General features: G+C 38.1%; 14 protein-coding genes, 1 other RNA gene and 1 pseudogene. 1 reads left to right on the forward strand and 15 read right to left on the reverse strand.

Annotation, left to right across the window (positions count from 1 at the left end; genetic code table 11):
• Positions 1-12 precede the first annotated feature (12 nt).
• The 12 genes and pseudogenes from ADM90_RS16685 to ADM90_RS16735 form a co-directional block, all read right to left on the reverse strand.
• A complete protein-coding gene (locus ADM90_RS16685) occupies positions 13-510 on the reverse strand; it encodes a EutP/PduV family microcompartment system protein (RefSeq protein ID WP_053996060.1) in 498 nt (165 codons plus the stop codon).
• Positions 511-520: 10 nt separating this feature from the next.
• On the reverse strand, positions 521-862 hold the full coding sequence (eutS, locus tag ADM90_RS16690) for an ethanolamine utilization microcompartment protein EutS (protein WP_053996061.1): 342 nt from the start codon (positions 860-862) through the stop codon (positions 521-523).
• 21 nt (positions 863-883) lie between these two features.
• Positions 884-2,131, reverse strand: coding sequence for an ethanolamine utilization protein EutH (gene eutH, locus ADM90_RS16695; RefSeq protein WP_053996062.1), 1,248 nt, complete (start codon positions 2,129-2,131; stop codon positions 884-886).
• Between the two features lie 83 nt (positions 2,132-2,214).
• Complete coding sequence (locus tag ADM90_RS16700; RefSeq protein ID WP_053996063.1) at positions 2,215-2,793, reverse strand: ANTAR domain-containing response regulator; 579 nt, start codon at positions 2,791-2,793, stop codon at positions 2,215-2,217.
• Complete coding sequence (locus ADM90_RS16705; protein WP_053996064.1) at positions 2,786-4,192, reverse strand: sensor histidine kinase; 1,407 nt, start codon at positions 4,190-4,192, stop codon at positions 2,786-2,788. The genes ADM90_RS16700 and ADM90_RS16705 overlap by 8 nt, the downstream gene beginning before the upstream one ends.
• A gap of 284 nt (positions 4,193-4,476) precedes the next feature.
• A complete protein-coding gene (locus ADM90_RS16710) occupies positions 4,477-6,384 on the reverse strand; it encodes an ATP-dependent DNA helicase (protein WP_053996065.1) in 1,908 nt (635 codons plus the stop codon).
• 85 nt (positions 6,385-6,469) lie between these two features.
• Positions 6,470-7,606, reverse strand: coding sequence for a THUMP domain-containing class I SAM-dependent RNA methyltransferase (locus ADM90_RS16715; protein WP_053996066.1), 1,137 nt, complete (start codon positions 7,604-7,606; stop codon positions 6,470-6,472).
• A gap of 3 nt (positions 7,607-7,609) precedes the next feature.
• Positions 7,610-9,355: a GGDEF domain-containing phosphodiesterase gene (locus ADM90_RS16720; RefSeq protein WP_053996067.1), complete on the reverse strand. Its 1,746-nt coding sequence runs from the start codon at positions 9,353-9,355 to the stop codon at positions 7,610-7,612.
• A gap of 541 nt (positions 9,356-9,896) precedes the next feature.
• Positions 9,897-10,278, reverse strand: an RNA gene (rnpB, locus tag ADM90_RS23960) — RNase P RNA component class B.
• Positions 10,279-10,338: 60 nt separating this feature from the next.
• Positions 10,339-10,656, reverse strand: coding sequence for a cell division regulator GpsB (gpsB, locus tag ADM90_RS16725; protein WP_053996068.1), 318 nt, complete (start codon positions 10,654-10,656; stop codon positions 10,339-10,341).
• A gap of 121 nt (positions 10,657-10,777) precedes the next feature.
• Positions 10,778-12,025: a ribonuclease H-like domain-containing protein gene (locus ADM90_RS16730; protein ID WP_053996069.1), complete on the reverse strand. Its 1,248-nt coding sequence runs from the start codon at positions 12,023-12,025 to the stop codon at positions 10,778-10,780.
• A gap of 325 nt (positions 12,026-12,350) precedes the next feature.
• A pseudogene (locus ADM90_RS16735) lies at positions 12,351-12,632 on the reverse strand (VWA domain-containing protein); the annotation flags it as partial.
• On the opposite strand from ADM90_RS16735, the gene ADM90_RS25575 reads away from it, so the two are divergent.
• Entirely contained in the window at positions 12,543-12,836 is a 294-nt protein-coding gene (locus tag ADM90_RS25575) for a Uma2 family endonuclease (RefSeq protein ID WP_200908564.1), read from the forward strand. The pseudogene ADM90_RS16735 and the gene ADM90_RS25575 sit on opposite strands and share 90 nt — an antisense overlap.
• Positions 12,837-13,318: 482 nt before the next feature.
• Here ADM90_RS25575 and ADM90_RS16745 read toward each other — a convergent pair whose 3' ends face one another.
• Genes ADM90_RS16745 through ADM90_RS16755 form a run of 3 tightly spaced genes read right to left on the reverse strand, consistent with a single transcriptional unit; the run spans position 13,319 to position 16,222 of the window.
• Positions 13,319-15,613, reverse strand: coding sequence for a DEAD/DEAH box helicase (locus ADM90_RS16745; protein WP_053996071.1), 2,295 nt, complete (start codon positions 15,611-15,613; stop codon positions 13,319-13,321).
• On the reverse strand, positions 15,588-15,971 hold the full coding sequence (locus ADM90_RS16750) for a YppE family protein (protein ID WP_053996072.1): 384 nt from the start codon (positions 15,969-15,971) through the stop codon (positions 15,588-15,590). The genes ADM90_RS16745 and ADM90_RS16750 overlap by 26 nt, the downstream gene beginning before the upstream one ends.
• A gap of 56 nt (positions 15,972-16,027) precedes the next feature.
• Positions 16,028-16,222, reverse strand: coding sequence for a hypothetical protein (locus ADM90_RS16755; protein ID WP_053996073.1), 195 nt, complete (start codon positions 16,220-16,222; stop codon positions 16,028-16,030).
• Positions 16,223-16,382: the final 160 nt, after the last annotated feature.

Here is a 16,382-nt window from a genome sequence, read left to right on the forward strand (position 1 = left end):
CTCCTCTCACCACTATGGGTAATACATGAGATACGGACTATCGCGATCCTTGACATACTGACGAATTTCCTCGTTAGTACGAAGCTCAATAAGTGGGGCAATAAATTCCACACCAAGCTTTTGCCATGAAGAGGTTTTGACAATAGCACCTTGCGTAATCACATTTTTCAATAAAGCTGTAGCCCGTTCAACATCTGCATTATGTGCATCAATTTTCGTAATCACGCCAATTTGTATTTTAGGAATCCCTAAGCTAAATTGCGGCGGGAACACACTTTTAGCTGATGTTGCATCTTGCAAATAAATGACATGTGTCACTTCCAATGATGTTGCCATAATATTTCTGTAATACATGGGATTTTCAATGTACTCACCAGGTGTATCAACAATCCAGTCATCATAAACGAGTGCCTGTGTTTTATTGGCTGCGCTTTCTTTGCCTAGCAAGGTATTCATCAATGTTGACTTTCCTGCCTGCACACCACCTATTATCATTACTCGATTTTTCATATGACACATCCTATGACTTCGTTATTCTCGATGGGGTATAGCCTAATACCTCAGATAAAAAACGATTAATTTCTAGCATCGCCATTTCCACCTCTGACACACTCCCGACAATAACAAGACTGCCTGTAAAACGATCTAAAAAGCCTAATTTAACATTGGCAGCCTTTGTCGCTAAATCTCCTGCGATAATGACGGTTTCACTTGGCGTACAGGTCATAATGCCAAGCGCGCCTGCTTCTTGTATACCAAGCTTTTGAAACATATCAGGATCTGGATTGGCAATTAAATGGCTCAATGTTAGCTGCTTTCCTGGGACAAACTCCTGAATAAACCGTTTCTTTTCTTCACTCACCTACCATCACCTTGCCCTTCTTTATTCAGATTTTTGCTCTGTTAAATATTCGCCCTCTTTAATAATGCCTGCCTTGCGATCTTCAATCTCTAGCTTTAAAGCCGTTGGAACAGATAGCTTATAAGCTAAAATAATGGCAATAACGCCCGCTAAAAACTTACCAGCAATCACAGGTAAAATAATCGTTGGCTGGAAGTTAGCTGTAAATGATAAATGGTCGCCTAACAAGAATGCCGAACATACACCAAATGCAATATTAATGACTTTATCTTTTGGCGGCATCTGGCGAATAAGTGTAAACATTGCAAGGATATTAGCGACTGTTGCTAATATTCCAGCACTTCCTACTGCGGATAAGCCCAATTTTTTACCAGCAGCTTCAAGCGGTTTCGAAGCATATTTTCGAATTAAATACACCATTGGGAAAGCTCCCGCTAGCATAATCCCGATATAGCCTGCTGTTTCCAATGCACGGAATTGGTCAAGCTCATCAGCCATAATTGGATCGAAGCCCCATGCACCAAAAATCTTAGTAAAAAGACCTGTAAAAATTTCAACAATCGAGAAGACAAGCACTAGCTTAATCCCTGCATCCATTATGCGTCCGAACAACATAAAGCCCGTAATCATTGCATTTGGCACAAGCTTTAAGCCTAATGCGATTAAAATAACAAAAATAAATAAAGGCAATAAATTAATTAATATTTGTAAAACAGAGATTGCAAATACATATGTAGGAGCCTCTGTTGTACTAATGACTTCGCGTACTTCCGTGTTAAATAGCACGATCATAACAGATGAAATAAATGCACCAATCGGAATTGTTAATACGCCAGCCATAATACCTAGCGCCATATATTTATGATCACGCTTGTCTAACATCGCAAGCCCCATTGGAATCGAGAAGACTATGGTAGCACCTGACATAAAGCCAACAACGAGAGCCATCACCCATCCCTCATAGGATTCCTTTAAAGCATTGGCTAATTGGTAACCACCCATGTCCGAAGCTAAAATCGTCGTCGCTGCAATCGCAGGATCTGCCCCAATAAATTCAAAAATCGGACTAATAAAATGACTAATAAACCACGTTAAGTAAGGTATAGCTGCCATGATTCCTGCCGCAGGAACAAAAATATGACCAACCGTATGAATCCCATTCATAAATTCTTTACCAATGCCATACTCAGCATCTCGGATCGCTCCAATTGCCCCTAAAATTGCACAAATCATAATAATATAAACGATAACCGTTCCTATCATTGCCATCCTACTCATCACCCCTTTTTTCATTAATAAATTTATATAAAAAAGGCACTTTAAAGAAGAAATCTCTTTAAAGCGCCTTTGCTTCAACTATTGACTTGTAAGTTATTAATAATTTGCTGTGCAATGTGCACCATTTCCTGCTGTGTCTGCATGCTTTCATTGCGAATCTTACGGTAAGCCTCGTCCTCGCTTATATTTTCAGCCTGCATAAGCAAGCCCTTTGCTCGTTCAATGACTTTTCGCTTATCTAATTGTGTTTGCTTATATAAGATCTCCCCATTGAGACGGTTGAATTTATCAATTTGATGAAAGGCAACTTCTAGCACAGGCAACACATTTTTTTCGGAAAATGGCTTCATGACATAGCCTAATATATTATCTTGTTTCATATATAGCAACAATTCTTTTTCACTGTAAGCAGAGATAAAAAGAACAGGTATTCCAAGCTGTTGTTCAATGATCTTGCTTGCCTTTAAGCCATCCAGTTTTGGCATTTTAATATCCATTAAAATTAACTGTGGCTTATGCAAAAAGGCGAGCTCAATAGCGGTTTCACCATTACTCGCTTGCGCTACAACCTCGTAGCCATTATCTTCTAGCATAAACTTTAAATCAATTGCAATCAGTGATTCATCTTCGACAATCATAACTTTCCTAGCCATTTACGATAAATACCTCCTCACTTACAGGAAACTGAATTCGAGTATGTGTACCTTCTTCACTAGGGATAATTGAAAATGAGCCGGCCAAATCATATTCGACAAGCCTTGTAATCATCTCCATACCGAAAGATGCCTTCACCTCTTGCATTCCAACGCCGTTGTCAGAAATATGAAGTGCTATATCGGAATCTTCCTGTAGGAATTGAATATCAATGATTCCTTCCTCACAGCCGATAAATGCATACTTTAATGCATTTTGCAGTAGCTCACAAATAATAAGTGCAAGGGATACTGCCTTTTTCGAATGGCAAAATAACTGTATATTATGATGATGAAAGGCTAATTGAATTCTGGCTGTATTGGATGTGCCAATCATCTTATGACCAATCTTTTTAGCTAATGCAATAACATCTACCTTTTCTTCAGCGTTCTCCTCATTTTCTAAAATCAGCTCATAAACAGATGAAATACTATAGATTCGATTTAATGCCTCTTGAAAAGCACTTGCATTTGCAGCAGATGAGTCATTTCGCATTTGCAAGCGTAATAGACTTGTCACTGTTTGAAGATTATTTTTCACCCGATGATGAATTTCTCGTATCGCAAACGTTTTCATCATCAGTTCATTTTCTTTCAGCTTTAGCTCTGTTAGATCATGAATAATCAACAGTGTAACTTTATCATATTGACTGCGAATTGGGATTTTCTTAACAATAAAGGATTTACGATCAATCGTAATTTCTAGGAAAAAGACATCATCGCCTTGATCATAGACCTCTTGCAAAAAGGGTAAAATTTTATCCAATGCAACATTATCAAAGTTTTCCAATCCCGATAGCTCAGAAATAAAATGGTAGCCTGCTGGATTACTATAAATCACTTTGTTTTCATGATTTGTTAAAATAATCGACTCTACTAATAAATCTGAAACGACTGGCATTGGTTGAGAATTTGGCTCTACAATATGCTCAATCAATGCAAAGGGCATATTGTGAAAATCATCCTTTGGTGTTGTTTGCATCCTGACCATTTTTTCTTGAATCAACACCGCAATCACTTGTTGCTGCTCATTAAAAATTGGTACAACATACTGCTCTACCGTAATCCCTTCCTGCGTAACAGCTCTCGAGATGGATGATTTTTCTTTATGTTTAAACGCAGCGAAGACAGCTGGTTCAAAGCTTTCAAATACGAATTTTCCAATAACAGATTTTTCGTATAAACCAATTTCCTTCTTTGGGAATGCCTCTGCCACTACAATTGCATGTGGTAAATTTTCCAACATACAATCGATGAACATATAACAATCAGTCAGCTCAGCATAGTACGTTAATGTAGCTTCTAGTTCAAGTAACTTCTCAATATCTGTCGCTGCTAGATTTGTATATTTTCTACACAATGATTGAACGTTCGACAGGATTTAGCCCCCTATCAAAGAATAGTTGACAAATAATATGACTATTCTTAAAAAATTCTTGTCATCATTATAAACCTTTTGTGAAATCATTTTCAATACAAAAAACATTTTATTTTATCAAAATTTATGACACAACTAAGAACTATATAGTTTAAAAGAGAAATATTCAACACTTTCTTAAAAATAACATTATTTACCTACTTGAATTTAATTATTTTGATATAATAAAAAAGCAAGCTTGCTTTTTAGGCAAACTCGCTTTTTTACTACTTTATTTCTGGCGCAACCGCTAAAATATTGTCAAAGGCTGTGCGCTGTTTTTGTTCTTCATCATTTAATAAAATATGAATATCACCATGATCATTTGAAGTACGAATTAAACGCCCCATCCCTTGTTGCAAGCGTAATTGCATAAAAGGCAATTCCACTTCTTCAAATGGGTTTTCGGCAAACGTACGCTTCGCATCAAATAACGGATCATGCGGTGGGAATGGCAAGTCATAAATAATGACACGTGTTAATGCCTCCTCCGGCAAATCTAAACCTTCCCATAAATGATAGGAGCATAATGTTTTAATCGTTCCTTCTTGGAAATCTCGTACAATAGCTGAAAGTTCTCGGTCTCCTTCAAATGCAACATACATTCGCTCCATTAGCGGCAATTGCTCCTTAAAGTTTACCATCGCCTGCTTTGACTTAAATAAAATCAATGTTTGTTCACCATCGCGTAGAAGTTGCTGAACACGCGCTGTTTTCTTATTTTGAGGAAGTTCATGTAAATAAATTTTCATTACTTCTTCATAATCAAATGGCGAAGGAACAGAAAATGATTGGTACTCTCGAATCCCTAAACTATAGGCAATATACGAGAAATCTTTGTTGACAGCTAATGTTGCAGATGAAAAAACAATTGGCAGTTTCTTAGAAAATAATTTTTCTGCTAAAACTTCTGTAATGAGTCGAGGCATAATAACGAGTGTTTCCTCACCATCTGTTTCCTCTAACCAATCTACTGCATCTCCCTGTGCGGTAAAAATGCGTAATGAAGCCTCATATTGCTCTAAATACTCTTCCGCCATATTTAATTCGTATTCGGGAATCATATACATCTCTGATTCAAAGACAAATTCCTCCATCAATACTTCAACATCATTTATGAGCTGCTTGCCATACGCTAATAGTGTTTTTGATTTATTGATGCGTTTACGATCCTCGTCAGAAGCAACAACATCATCACGTAGCTGGTCGAAAAATAGCTCATGATCGTCCTGTAGTTTTTCCATTGCATATAGTGTACGCTCTCGCACACCATCCACCATCAAGCGCTCTAATAAATTCACAATTGTCGTCGCCTGTACCTTATAAGTCATCGCCTTTTGTGCTGCATATTCCAGCAGATGTCCTTCATCCAGTACAATCATTGAGACTTCGGGCAATAAAGCAAGCTGTCCCTCTCGCTCACGAGATTCTTTCGTTGCCAAATGCTCCATTAAAAAATCTTGAGAGCAAATGACAAGGTCTGTTGATTTACGATAGTGCGCACGATGTAATGTTTGCCCACAGCGATTACGAAGGTCACAAACAGAGCATTGCATAATTGCGTTGTAGTTGACCTTTTGCCAATCCTCATCACTCACCGTGGGATAACCGCTACGTTCCCCATATGGATGGACAGCAATCATCGAGCCTTGTGCATAGACGCCATCAGGAATAGAAAAGGCAATATCATCAATCCATTCATCGGTTTCCACCTTTTCCGTTTCTTCAAAACGTTTTAAGCATAAATATTGATCTCTCGATTTTGCAAGGCGAACATCAATAGTAAGTCCTAATGTTTGTTGCAGTTTATAAATATCGCCACCTTCTTTGACAAGCTGGTCGATTAATGTTTCATCTGCACAGGCAATTAGTGCAGGCTTGCCCGTGTAGCGCGCATAAGAAATAGCTGGCAGCAAATAAGCAATTGTTTTTCCTGTGCCTACGCCCGCCTCTGCAAAGAGTACATTTTTTTCTTTTAGTGCTTGTTCTATTTGATAAGCCATAAAGATTTGCTCATCACGGCATTCAAAGCCTTTTTCAGGTAATTCATCATAAAGAACATCGCCCATCCAATCACCTAATGATTCGAAAAATGAACGATCCTTTGATAATGCAAATGGTAAAGATTTACGCAATTGATGTGCCTCCTCTAACAATCTGTTCCTATTATACGCGACGAAACGGAAGATAAGAAAAAATCTTATCTTCCGTTATCATTCGTTAATCTCTTTTAGATTTTTGACCCCAGAATTGATAATAATTTGTTTCAATAAAGCCATTGAATAATTTACGTTTTTTCGTAGCTTGACGTCCATATAATTCTTCAAAATTTTTCATGGAGGATAACATATAGACAGACCAAGTTGGATAGTTTTTCATCACTTTGCCTAAATCACGAATCACCTGTTCCACGACTTCTACATCACCAATACGTTCTCCATATGGTGGGTTCCCAATCATCACACCATCAGTTAACAAAGTCGTAAAATCACGTGCCTGCATCTGCTTAAACGTAATTAACTCCCCAAAGCCAGCTTCTATTGCATTTTCTTGCGCAATGCTGACCATACGATGATCAATATCTGAGCCAATAATTTCTAACGGCTGTTCATAGTTCGCTAAACTATCCGCTTCATCACGAACGGTGTCCCAGATTGCAGCTTTCATCCATGGCCATTCCTCTGAAATAAATTCGCGGTTATAGCCTGGTGCTATATTTTGTCCAAGCATCGCCGCCTCCAATGCAATCGTACCAGAACCGCAAAATGGATCAACAAATGGACGATTTGGATTCCACCTCGATATTTGTACAAGTGCTGCTGCCAGCGTTTCTTTTAATGGTGCCTCACCTTGAACCTGACGATAGCCGCGTTTATGTAAGCCAGCGCCAGACGTATCAATTGTTAGTGTCGCCACATCTTTTAAAATTGAAACCTCAATTTTGTAAGTCGCACCCGACTCATCTAAAAACCCAAGGCGTTTATAATGCTGTTTCATACGCTCAACAATCGCTTTTTTCGTAATTGCTTGGCAATCTGGTACACTGAATAATTTCGATTTAACAGACTTCCCCGAAACTGGGAAAGCAGCATCCACTGGTAAATATTTTTCCCAAGGTAATGCTTTGACACTTTCGAATAATTGCTCAAACGATTTCGCTGGGAATTGTCCAACGACAATTTTTATCCGATCCGCTACTCGCAACCATAAATTGGTACGTGCAATAGCCGTTTCATCGCCTTCAAAATATACTTTGCCATTGTCAACGGTTGTTTCATAGCCCAGTGCTTTTACTTCTTGTGCCACAATAGCTTCTAAGCCCATTGCTGACGTAGCTACTAATTGATAGTTTGCCATACATTATTTCCTTCCTTGATGCTCAATTTCCCAATACTCCATAAACTCCATCAGTTCATTTAACGGGAGTGGTTTGCTGTAATAATAACCCTGGATAATATCGCATTTCATTTTACGTAGTATATCCACTTGTTGTGCCTGTTCTACACCCTCTGCTACAACTTTCATTTTGAGTCGATGGGCCATTTGAATAATGGCATCTACAACTGCCTGCTTTTCAGCGAGTGAGCAAATATGTTGAATAAAGCTGCGATCAATTTTTAAACAATCCAATGGAAAGCGTACTAAATAGCTTAAAGATGAATAACCTGTGCCAAAATCATCAATGGAAATTTTAAAACCTAATTGCTTTAGACGAACTAGTTTACTAACAGTTTCATTAGCGCTATTCATCACCGTGCGCTCTGTCACTTCGATTTCAAAATTGCTAGCTGGCATATTATAACGCTCTAATATAGCCTGCACAGATTCTAAAAAGTTTTGCTGTTTAAAGTGAATACTTGAAATATTAATGGCTACAGGAATTTTCCAGCCACTTTGCTGCATCTGAATCACAGCTTCACATGCTTTTTCAATAATGGCCTCACTTAGTGGGATAATTAACCCTGTCTCCTCCGCATAAGGAATGAACTCGCCTGGTGAAACGAATCCTAGCTTATCATTACGCCATCTCACAAGCGCCTCTAACCCTTGAATTTGTTCGTCTTCCATCGTAACTTTAGGCTGGAAGTAGAGTTCAAATTCACGGCTTTCAATCGCTTTTCTTAGCTCTGTATCTAACAATAGAACACGCTGTGCATCTGTGTGCAATTCATCAAAATAAAAGGAATAGCCATTCACCCCATTGTTTTTCGAATAGCTCATAGCCTTATCTGCACGATTAATTAGCTCTTCTGTTTTTTTACCATCTGTAGGGTAAATACTAATACCTACACTTGTGGAAATGAAAATCTCTTGATCATTTACTTTTATTGGCTGCTCAATGGTATGAATAATCTGCTCCGCGAACTTTGCAGCTTCTTTCACGTTTTTCACATTTGTTAATGTAAGGACAAACTCATCTCCGCCATATCTAGCAATAATATCTTTATTCTTCAATAGCTTTTTTAAACGTTTCGCCACTTCCGTCAAAAGGAAATCGCCAACAGCATGGCCTAATGTATCATTAATTTGCTTAAAGCGATCCAAATCTAAAAAATAAACTGCATGCTGCACTGAATGAGAAACAGTAGCCGTCGATTCCAGCAAATTATCCATGCGCTCAATATAAGCAAATCGATTCGATACATCTGTTAATGAGTCGGTGAGCAAACGCTTTTCTAATTCATTTTCTACAATTTTACGTTCAGACAAATCTGTGAAAATACCACAATAATTTGTAATCTCTCCCTTATCATCATTTACGCGCACAATAGTTAGCCATTCAGGATATACATCCCCTGTTTTACGGCGATTCCATATTTCCCCTTGCCAAATGCCTTCTTGTCGTATCTGTTCCCACATTTTTAAATAAAATGGCACTTCGTGTACACCAGATTGTAAAACGGCTGGCGTTTTCCCCGCTACATCATCACGTGTATAGCCTGTTACAAATTCAAAGGCAGGATTAACCATTATTATTTTTTTATTTTCATCAGTAATCATGATGCCTTCAGATACATTTTCGAAGATTTTAAAGATTAAAGCAGTAGGATATTTTGAAATCAAATTCAAGTCATCCTTACTTACCCAATTATTCACTCCGCTCATGTCCCGCTCCATCCTATCTTTTTATACTCCCCCTCATTAGGGTATTTCCACTAGACCAACTCGTATGTATACAAATTCATCCTATTTTGATGCGATAACCGTTTTAGGTGTTATGACTCGAAGGTAGCGATAAGGATTTGACTAATAATTTTGTCGATTCTCAAACGTATCACATATACCAAGACTTCATTGACAAGGTTATTGATCCTTACCAATTATGCCTCAGCGTAACTGCGTCTGGATTTTCAGTAGAGCTCGTGAGTGAAGCCTCTTCAAAATCCATGACAATGTTTTCTGTACCGAAAGCGCTAGCGTCAGGTACATCCGCCAGAAGCTTTATCTTGATTCAGCGAGGGTTCATCCACCCCTTGAATCGCCAATAACATCGCATCCATTTCGCCACCAAAAAAGGTGAGCGTCTCCAGTATCTACCGCTGCACTTTCGATACAAAAACATTCGCTGAATCAAGATAAACTCAAAAGAAAAGCTCTCCACCGAATTGGAGAGCGCTTGTTATTTTGTAGATAAGCATCAAAAAAATTCCATAAGCCATGTTTTGTTCCTGGGTACTCAAACAGCTTTGCGCCTCGTACGATCAGGTGGTAATCATCTATCTACAGAGCAAACTCTGTCCCTCTATCCGTTCGAATTCCTTTTAGAGAGTGCCCCTACCATAATTTGGGTTTCTCACTCGTGGGGTTTACCTCGTTCCACCTTGCCAGTTTCCAAGCAAGCTTCGTCACTGTGGCACTTTCAGGAAGTGTCAACCATATCCGAAGACTTAGGTTTTCCTTCCGCCGTCAGCCTTTATAGCTGCCTTACCTTATTTTTTCAGTAAGCACGAACACTACGGTCATCTCAGAGCCGTGTGAGCATGGACTTTCCTCTACGATGTCTAGCATCGCAGCGATTACCAGAATTTCATGATGATACAAAATATTATACTAAAGTTTTATCTTAAACACAATATAATTGAACAAATTTATTCGTATAGCTTACTGCCAAAGACATGTTTCTCTAAATTAGAAAGACGTTTTAAAATATCAAAATTCGTTGTACCAGCCGCTGCCGATGCAATTGGTTGTCGTTTAGGCGTACTATCCATTTCTTCTTTTAGTTGTCGATTTTCTTCTTTTAATCGTCCATTTTCTTCACGTAGTTGGGCCACCACTTTTTCAAACGTTTCATAGTCTTGAATAATTTCATCAAGAAAAGAATCTACTTCTTCTACATTGTAGCCTTTAAAGTTCTTTTTAAATTCCTTTTCAAGGATCATTTTTGACGTTAATTTAATGTCCATTTACATCGCCCTTCCTCACACTACATACACGAATTCATTATAGCATACTTCCTCACATTATATCTGCTGAAAGCATCGATTGTAAGGCTTAAGCTGCTGTTTCTTGCGCTTACCGAGGAAATTATTTCTTATTTCCTAGTCTGTGCCATCGCTTTTCCCAGGAAATTACCCATTTTTGTTTTTGTTCCATACTCCATTGCTCATTATTTTGAATTAGCTGTATGCCTTCTTGCGTATAATAAAGGGCCTGTTGATAATCCTTTAGTTGATGCTCATAAAGTATGGCTAGTTGCTCAAGGACATGCAACTTTGTTCTTGGCTTCACAAAATGGAGAGATGCTACAAAAGCGTCAATGGCTTCACTATAACGTTTATTCTTTTTATGCTGTAACGCTAAATAATATTGTGCATCACCTGCTGCAAGCTCATCAAATTGTGTGGTCACTCTTTCTAACACCTTTACACTTTGTGTGCTTTCTTTTAAATCCCCATACCATTTGCCAATATTGGTAAAGGTTTTGGCGGATTCCTCTTTATTTTCCTCAAATAATAAATGGGTAGAATGACTATAAAGCGTAATCAATGAAAGTAAATCCCACTCATTGTGAAGAAGTACCTTCATTAAAGCATCTGGTATACCGCTTTTCACAGCATCTAAATAAATAATTGGTGCGAGATAGCCCGGAATATCGCCGACACGAGAAAAACCAAGCTTCTCTTCCTCCACAGCTTTTAATTTTAAGCGTTCCATATCATTTTTCCATAAACGCTTCGAACTATGCAATAAATCAATCTGCCTTTGTGCACGTAATTTCGGTAATGTTTTTTTATGCAATGTCCAACGTGTTTCAAGCTGCGGCCAATCAAAGCTTTTCCCATTATACGTAATGATCGTGGCTGTTTTTTGCCAAAGCTTGGATTCAAACAGCAGCGCCGCTTCGTGAGCAGGATCAGCAAGAATATACTGGGTGAGCACAAAGGCTTCTTTTGTTATCTCTAAAAAACCCAGTAAAAAAATATGTGTGCCCACGCCCTTTAAGCCTGTCGTTTCTGTATCAAAAAATAATACGGACTCATTGCCATCAAGTGCATACGGATGGTTAAAATCAGCGTCCTGCCATTTTCTTAAAGCATCAAAAAAAGATTGTAATTGATAATGACCATGCTGATAAGAAAATGAATAATTGACTTGACGCTTAAACACAATACCAAAGTCATTCTCTACAACCGTTAGCCCCGCCTTTTCCCATTGCTCCGTATAGCTTGGGTTTGCGGGCTTTTGATAAGCGGGCTGTTCTGCTTTTGGTTGAGTCGTTGATTTTTTACCGAGCATCTTTTTCATTTGTAGGATTTTATTTTCGTATGACATCTATTTCACTCATTTTCTGTATGTATTCATTCACCGTACAAATAAGCGTACCATGATTGATAATGTCATTCAAAATTTTCTTAATTACAATTAAATCCACTTGCGTTAAGGAAAAAAGTACAGAATAATAAGAGGACACTGAAAAATTTATAATCGTTATCCGATACATTTTTATGTATATAAAAAGTCGATTTACGCCTAAAATATTGGGGTAAATCGACTTTTTCAGTGTCTTGGATAATAACTACCCTTTCTTCATGCTAATAGCGATATTTTTCCATTCTAACCTTTTTATTCATGAAAAAATAGTAGTGCATTTGCTAGATTAAAGAACATGTTTATCTTTTGCTTCCTGCAACCACTTTGGGAATTCATCCAATAGCTGGTCGTATAACTGTGCATCGCTAACCGTTTCTAAGTTATCCAAATGAAAGAAATTAGCATTGTCAATAAAGCGTCCCTCCATTGTATCTAATTTACGTAAAACATCGAAGTTGGAATCGCCAATCCCTACAAATTGCCAAAATATCGGCTTATTGGACGTTTCCACAATAAAACGCTTAATTCCTGCTTTACAACCTCCATCGTTTATAAAAACAATATAAGAAAAAAAGCACTCTATGAGAAACACGATGTAAAAGAATACTGGATTATTGACCCTGACGCAAAATCCATTAAAGCTCATTTATTAAAAGATAATAAATATGAATTAGATGATGTTTATACCGTGCTTCCTGATGAAGATTGGGAGGAGATGACGGAAGAAGAAAAAAGCAGAAGTCGTCCTTACTCTCAAAGTATCGCTTTATGATGATTTCATTATCACTATTAAAGATATATTTAGAAATGTTACTACTTACTAAAATCATTAATATTTTTGCACAAAATATTAATTACGAAAAGGAGCAGGCTCATTAACAAGAACCATACTTAGAGCAGCCACCTATATTCCTGTATCCATAAAAAATTTGCAAGAAGACTATTATAGTTTATCAGCTCAAACTTTTAGAACTTACTCGCTATGTTGAAAATCACTTTCAAAGATACAGATTCAGGTACAAATTTCGAAAAAACAGCTCTTGAATCGCTACTAAATTACGTAGAAGATGGGAAATTAGATGTTGTATTAGGAATCGAACAAGACCATTTATCAAGACGTGACGCATTATCTCGGCATTTTTTTAAATTTGTTACGAGAAAATAATATAAAAATCGCAAAGCCTTAGTGTATTTTAAACTTATCAAACGTGATTGTTATACATGAGAAAAATTTAAAGCGTTGAAGGCACACCCTCAACGCTCCTTTTCATTATTTAATTGAGACCCTAAATAGCTTAATAATTTTATAACATACCCTTTTGATTCATTCAAGCTGTCTTGAACGCCAATGCAAGATGGACAACCTGCTTCACATGGACAGCTTGATACATGTTGTAGCGTTTTGTCCAAAAGTTCCCCCCATAAATCGTAGACTTTTTCACTTAGCCCAATACCACCAGGATACTTGTCATAGACAAAAAATGTTGGAAGCTCATTATGTGTAGCCTTTATTTGTGGCACGACAGCGACATCACTACTATCACATCGAATGAAAATGGGTATAAATGCATTGATGGCATAAGCAGCACCAACCATAGCTCCATCTAATTCCGCTTCTGACCATTTCGTTGGAGCATCAAACGATAGCCAAGATGCGCTAGTATGCATTTCATCAGGTGGTAAATGAATTGTTCCCGACCCGATATTGTCCTGTTTTCCACCAAACTTTATCTTTTTAAAAATCGTTGCCTGTGCGACTAAGCCGACATCCCCAAAGCTAATTGTGCCACCTGTGTGATGTCGGCTACGGTCCTCCTCTAGCACCTTCATTTCTACTGCGAGATTTGCGTCCGTATAGTAATCAACATCTACCTCACGTACGTAGGCTTTCTTCTCCTCCCAATCCAGCTTTTCCACTTGAAATTGAATGCCTTGATGTAAATAAATGGCTTCTTCATGCAATAAGGTCATCGCACTATGCCGATCCATTTCACCAATCACCTTTGTTTGTGCTGGTATAGATAGATCAATAATCACTACATTTTCCTGTGAGGCAGAGCGCAGGCTAATATCATGAGCCGGAAAACGCTCGCTCATCCAATGCCATTTATCACTTGTTTTAAAGACAACCCCTTCTTCTGCTAAATAGGCCAGTAATTCCTGAATGGCATATTCGCCATATGTATCGTCTACAGAAAACGGTAGCTCAAAGGCTGCACATTTTAAATGATCCATTAAAATCAACATATTTTCAGGATAAATCCGTGCCTCCTCAGGTGTACTACCAAGTAAAAACAATGGATGATTGACAACATATTGATCGAGTGCAGATGATTGTGCCACATAAATAATTAATGCCTCATCCTGCCTTCTGCCCGCGCGTCCTGCCTGCTGCCAAGCGCTGGCAATATTTCCGGGATAGCCTGTCATGATACATGCTTGTAATTGACCAATATCGACCCCTAATTCTAATGCATTTGTACTAACAACTGTTTGAATCGTACCATCCCGTAAACCCTTTTCAATCACACGTCGTTCAGATGGCAAATAGCCGCCTCGATAGCCACGCACAGATTCATCCAGCAGTTTATTGCGCGTTAGCTCCTTTAAATAGGTAACAATCATCTCAACACGCACGCGACTTTTCGCAAAAATAATCGATTGAATGCCTGCCGTATAAAGTCTTTTTGCTAAATCACTGACCTCTAAAACAGCGCTTCTACGCACGCCAAATGTTTTATGAATAACAGGCGGATTGTAAAATAGAAATGTTTTTTTGCCAACAGGAGCGCCTGATTCAGTAATAAGCTGATGGGGTTCGTTCGTTAAAAGCTCTGCAAGCTCCTGAGGATTTTTTATGGTTGCTGATGTACAAATAAACACAGGCTGGCTGCCATAAAATTCACAGATACGTTTTAATCTACGAATAACATGCGCCACATGTGAACCAAATACCCCTTTGTATGTATGCAACTCATCTATCACAATATATTGCAAATTTTCAAAGAGGGACACCCATTTTGTATGATGTGGCAATATACCTGAATGCAGCATATCGGGATTCGTCATCACAATATGTCCTGCCTTACGTACTTTTTGACGAATCCCTGGAGCTGTATCACCATCATACGTATAGCTTAAAATTTCCTCACCACTCTGCTCAATCAGCTCATTTAAGTCATTTTTCTGATCCTGTGCCAATGCCTTTGTTGGAAATAAATAAATGGCACGAGCATTTTTATCCTCCAATATTTTTTGCAACACGGGTAAATGATAACAGTATGATTTACCAGAGGCTGTCGGTGTTATAGCTGTAAAGGAAAAACCGCCTTGTGCTAAATCAAAAGCCTCTCGCTGATGTGTATAAAGCTGCTCAATACCCCGTTTTTGTAATGCCTTTCCTAAAGAAGGATGTAGATTTTCTGGAAAAGGTGCATATTTGGCTGGTCGTCCCTCCAGTGTTTGCCAATGTAAAATACGCTCCTTTAGTTCTTCATCATAGCGCCATTCATTTAAAAGCTCACTAATCGTTCGTTTCTTCGATAGCATCCTGTGTGGCCTCCTTTAGTAAGCGTTCAACGTTTTTTAATGTATAGGAGGTAGAATGAATGGCATCTAAGAATCGTTTTTTACTTGTTTCTTTATAAAAGGATTGCACAACAAATTGCTCCATGGCTTCACTTACTGAAGCAATTTGTTGTGTATGCATATATTTTGGTTGGTGTCTATGGATCCATTGATTGGCTTCTTGCTGCCATTCTGTTAAAAGCATGTGAATCTCATCCGCATGTGGCTTCACCTCTCCATAAAAATCTGGTGTACGATCCTCCTCGCGCATTTGCCAAAAGCGTGCCACACATTGCTCGCATTCCTCTATTAATTTCGTTGTTTGTTTCCATACTAACATATTTGCACCTCATCTCTTACCTTTCATTGCTGATGAGATAAGTGTACCAAAGTCTATCATTTTTCACTACTAATAGGCGAACAAGCATTCTTTACTTGCCAGTTCTTTTCTGCTAAGCTTACTTTCTGGCTAACTGCTTTAAGCTGTATAAAAAAATGCATACAGTGTGCATTGTTTTCCAGTGACACTCTCGTGCAAAGTAACTGATTGACCAGATCTAACTGTGCAATTAATTGCTCTAACTTGTTCAATATAACGCCTCCTCTTATGCTTTACTCTAGTATTCCTTGCGTATATAGAATTACCTTCAAGCATGACAAAATAAGCGTAAGTTAGTTGAAAGAAGAAAATTTTCGATAAAATTTTAGGTGTGAACATTCATCCTTAAAAATCATTATCTAATGAAAGGTG

The sequence above is a fragment of the Lysinibacillus macroides genome, from assembly GCF_001281525.1.
Lineage (GTDB): Bacteria > Bacillota > Bacilli > Bacillales_A > Planococcaceae > Lysinibacillus > Lysinibacillus macroides.

Coding starts and splice junctions, on each gene's coding strand:
- ADM90_RS16730 (WP_053996069.1), bottom strand. CDS start 12,025: ATGTCATACGAAAATAAAATCCTACAAATGAAAAAGATGCTCGGTAAA.
- ADM90_RS16715 (WP_053996066.1), bottom strand. CDS start 7,606: ATGGCAAACTATCAATTAGTAGCTACGTCAGCAATGGGCTTAGAAGCT.
- ADM90_RS16750 (WP_053996072.1), bottom strand. CDS start 15,971: ATGTTAGTATGGAAACAAACAACGAAATTAATAGAGGAATGCGAGCAA.
- ADM90_RS16700 (WP_053996063.1), bottom strand. CDS start 2,793: ATGGCTAGGAAAGTTATGATTGTCGAAGATGAATCACTGATTGCAATT.
- gpsB (WP_053996068.1), bottom strand. CDS start 10,656: ATGGACATTAAATTAACGTCAAAAATGATCCTTGAAAAGGAATTTAAA.
- ADM90_RS16720 (WP_053996067.1), bottom strand. CDS start 9,355: ATGAGCGGAGTGAATAATTGGGTAAGTAAGGATGACTTGAATTTGATT.
- ADM90_RS16685 (WP_053996060.1), bottom strand. CDS start 510: ATGAAAAATCGAGTAATGATAATAGGTGGTGTGCAGGCAGGAAAGTCA.
- ADM90_RS16745 (WP_053996071.1), bottom strand. CDS start 15,613: ATGCTATCGAAGAAACGAACGATTAGTGAGCTTTTAAATGAATGGCGC.
- eutH (WP_053996062.1), bottom strand. CDS start 2,131: ATGGCAATGATAGGAACGGTTATCGTTTATATTATTATGATTTGTGCA.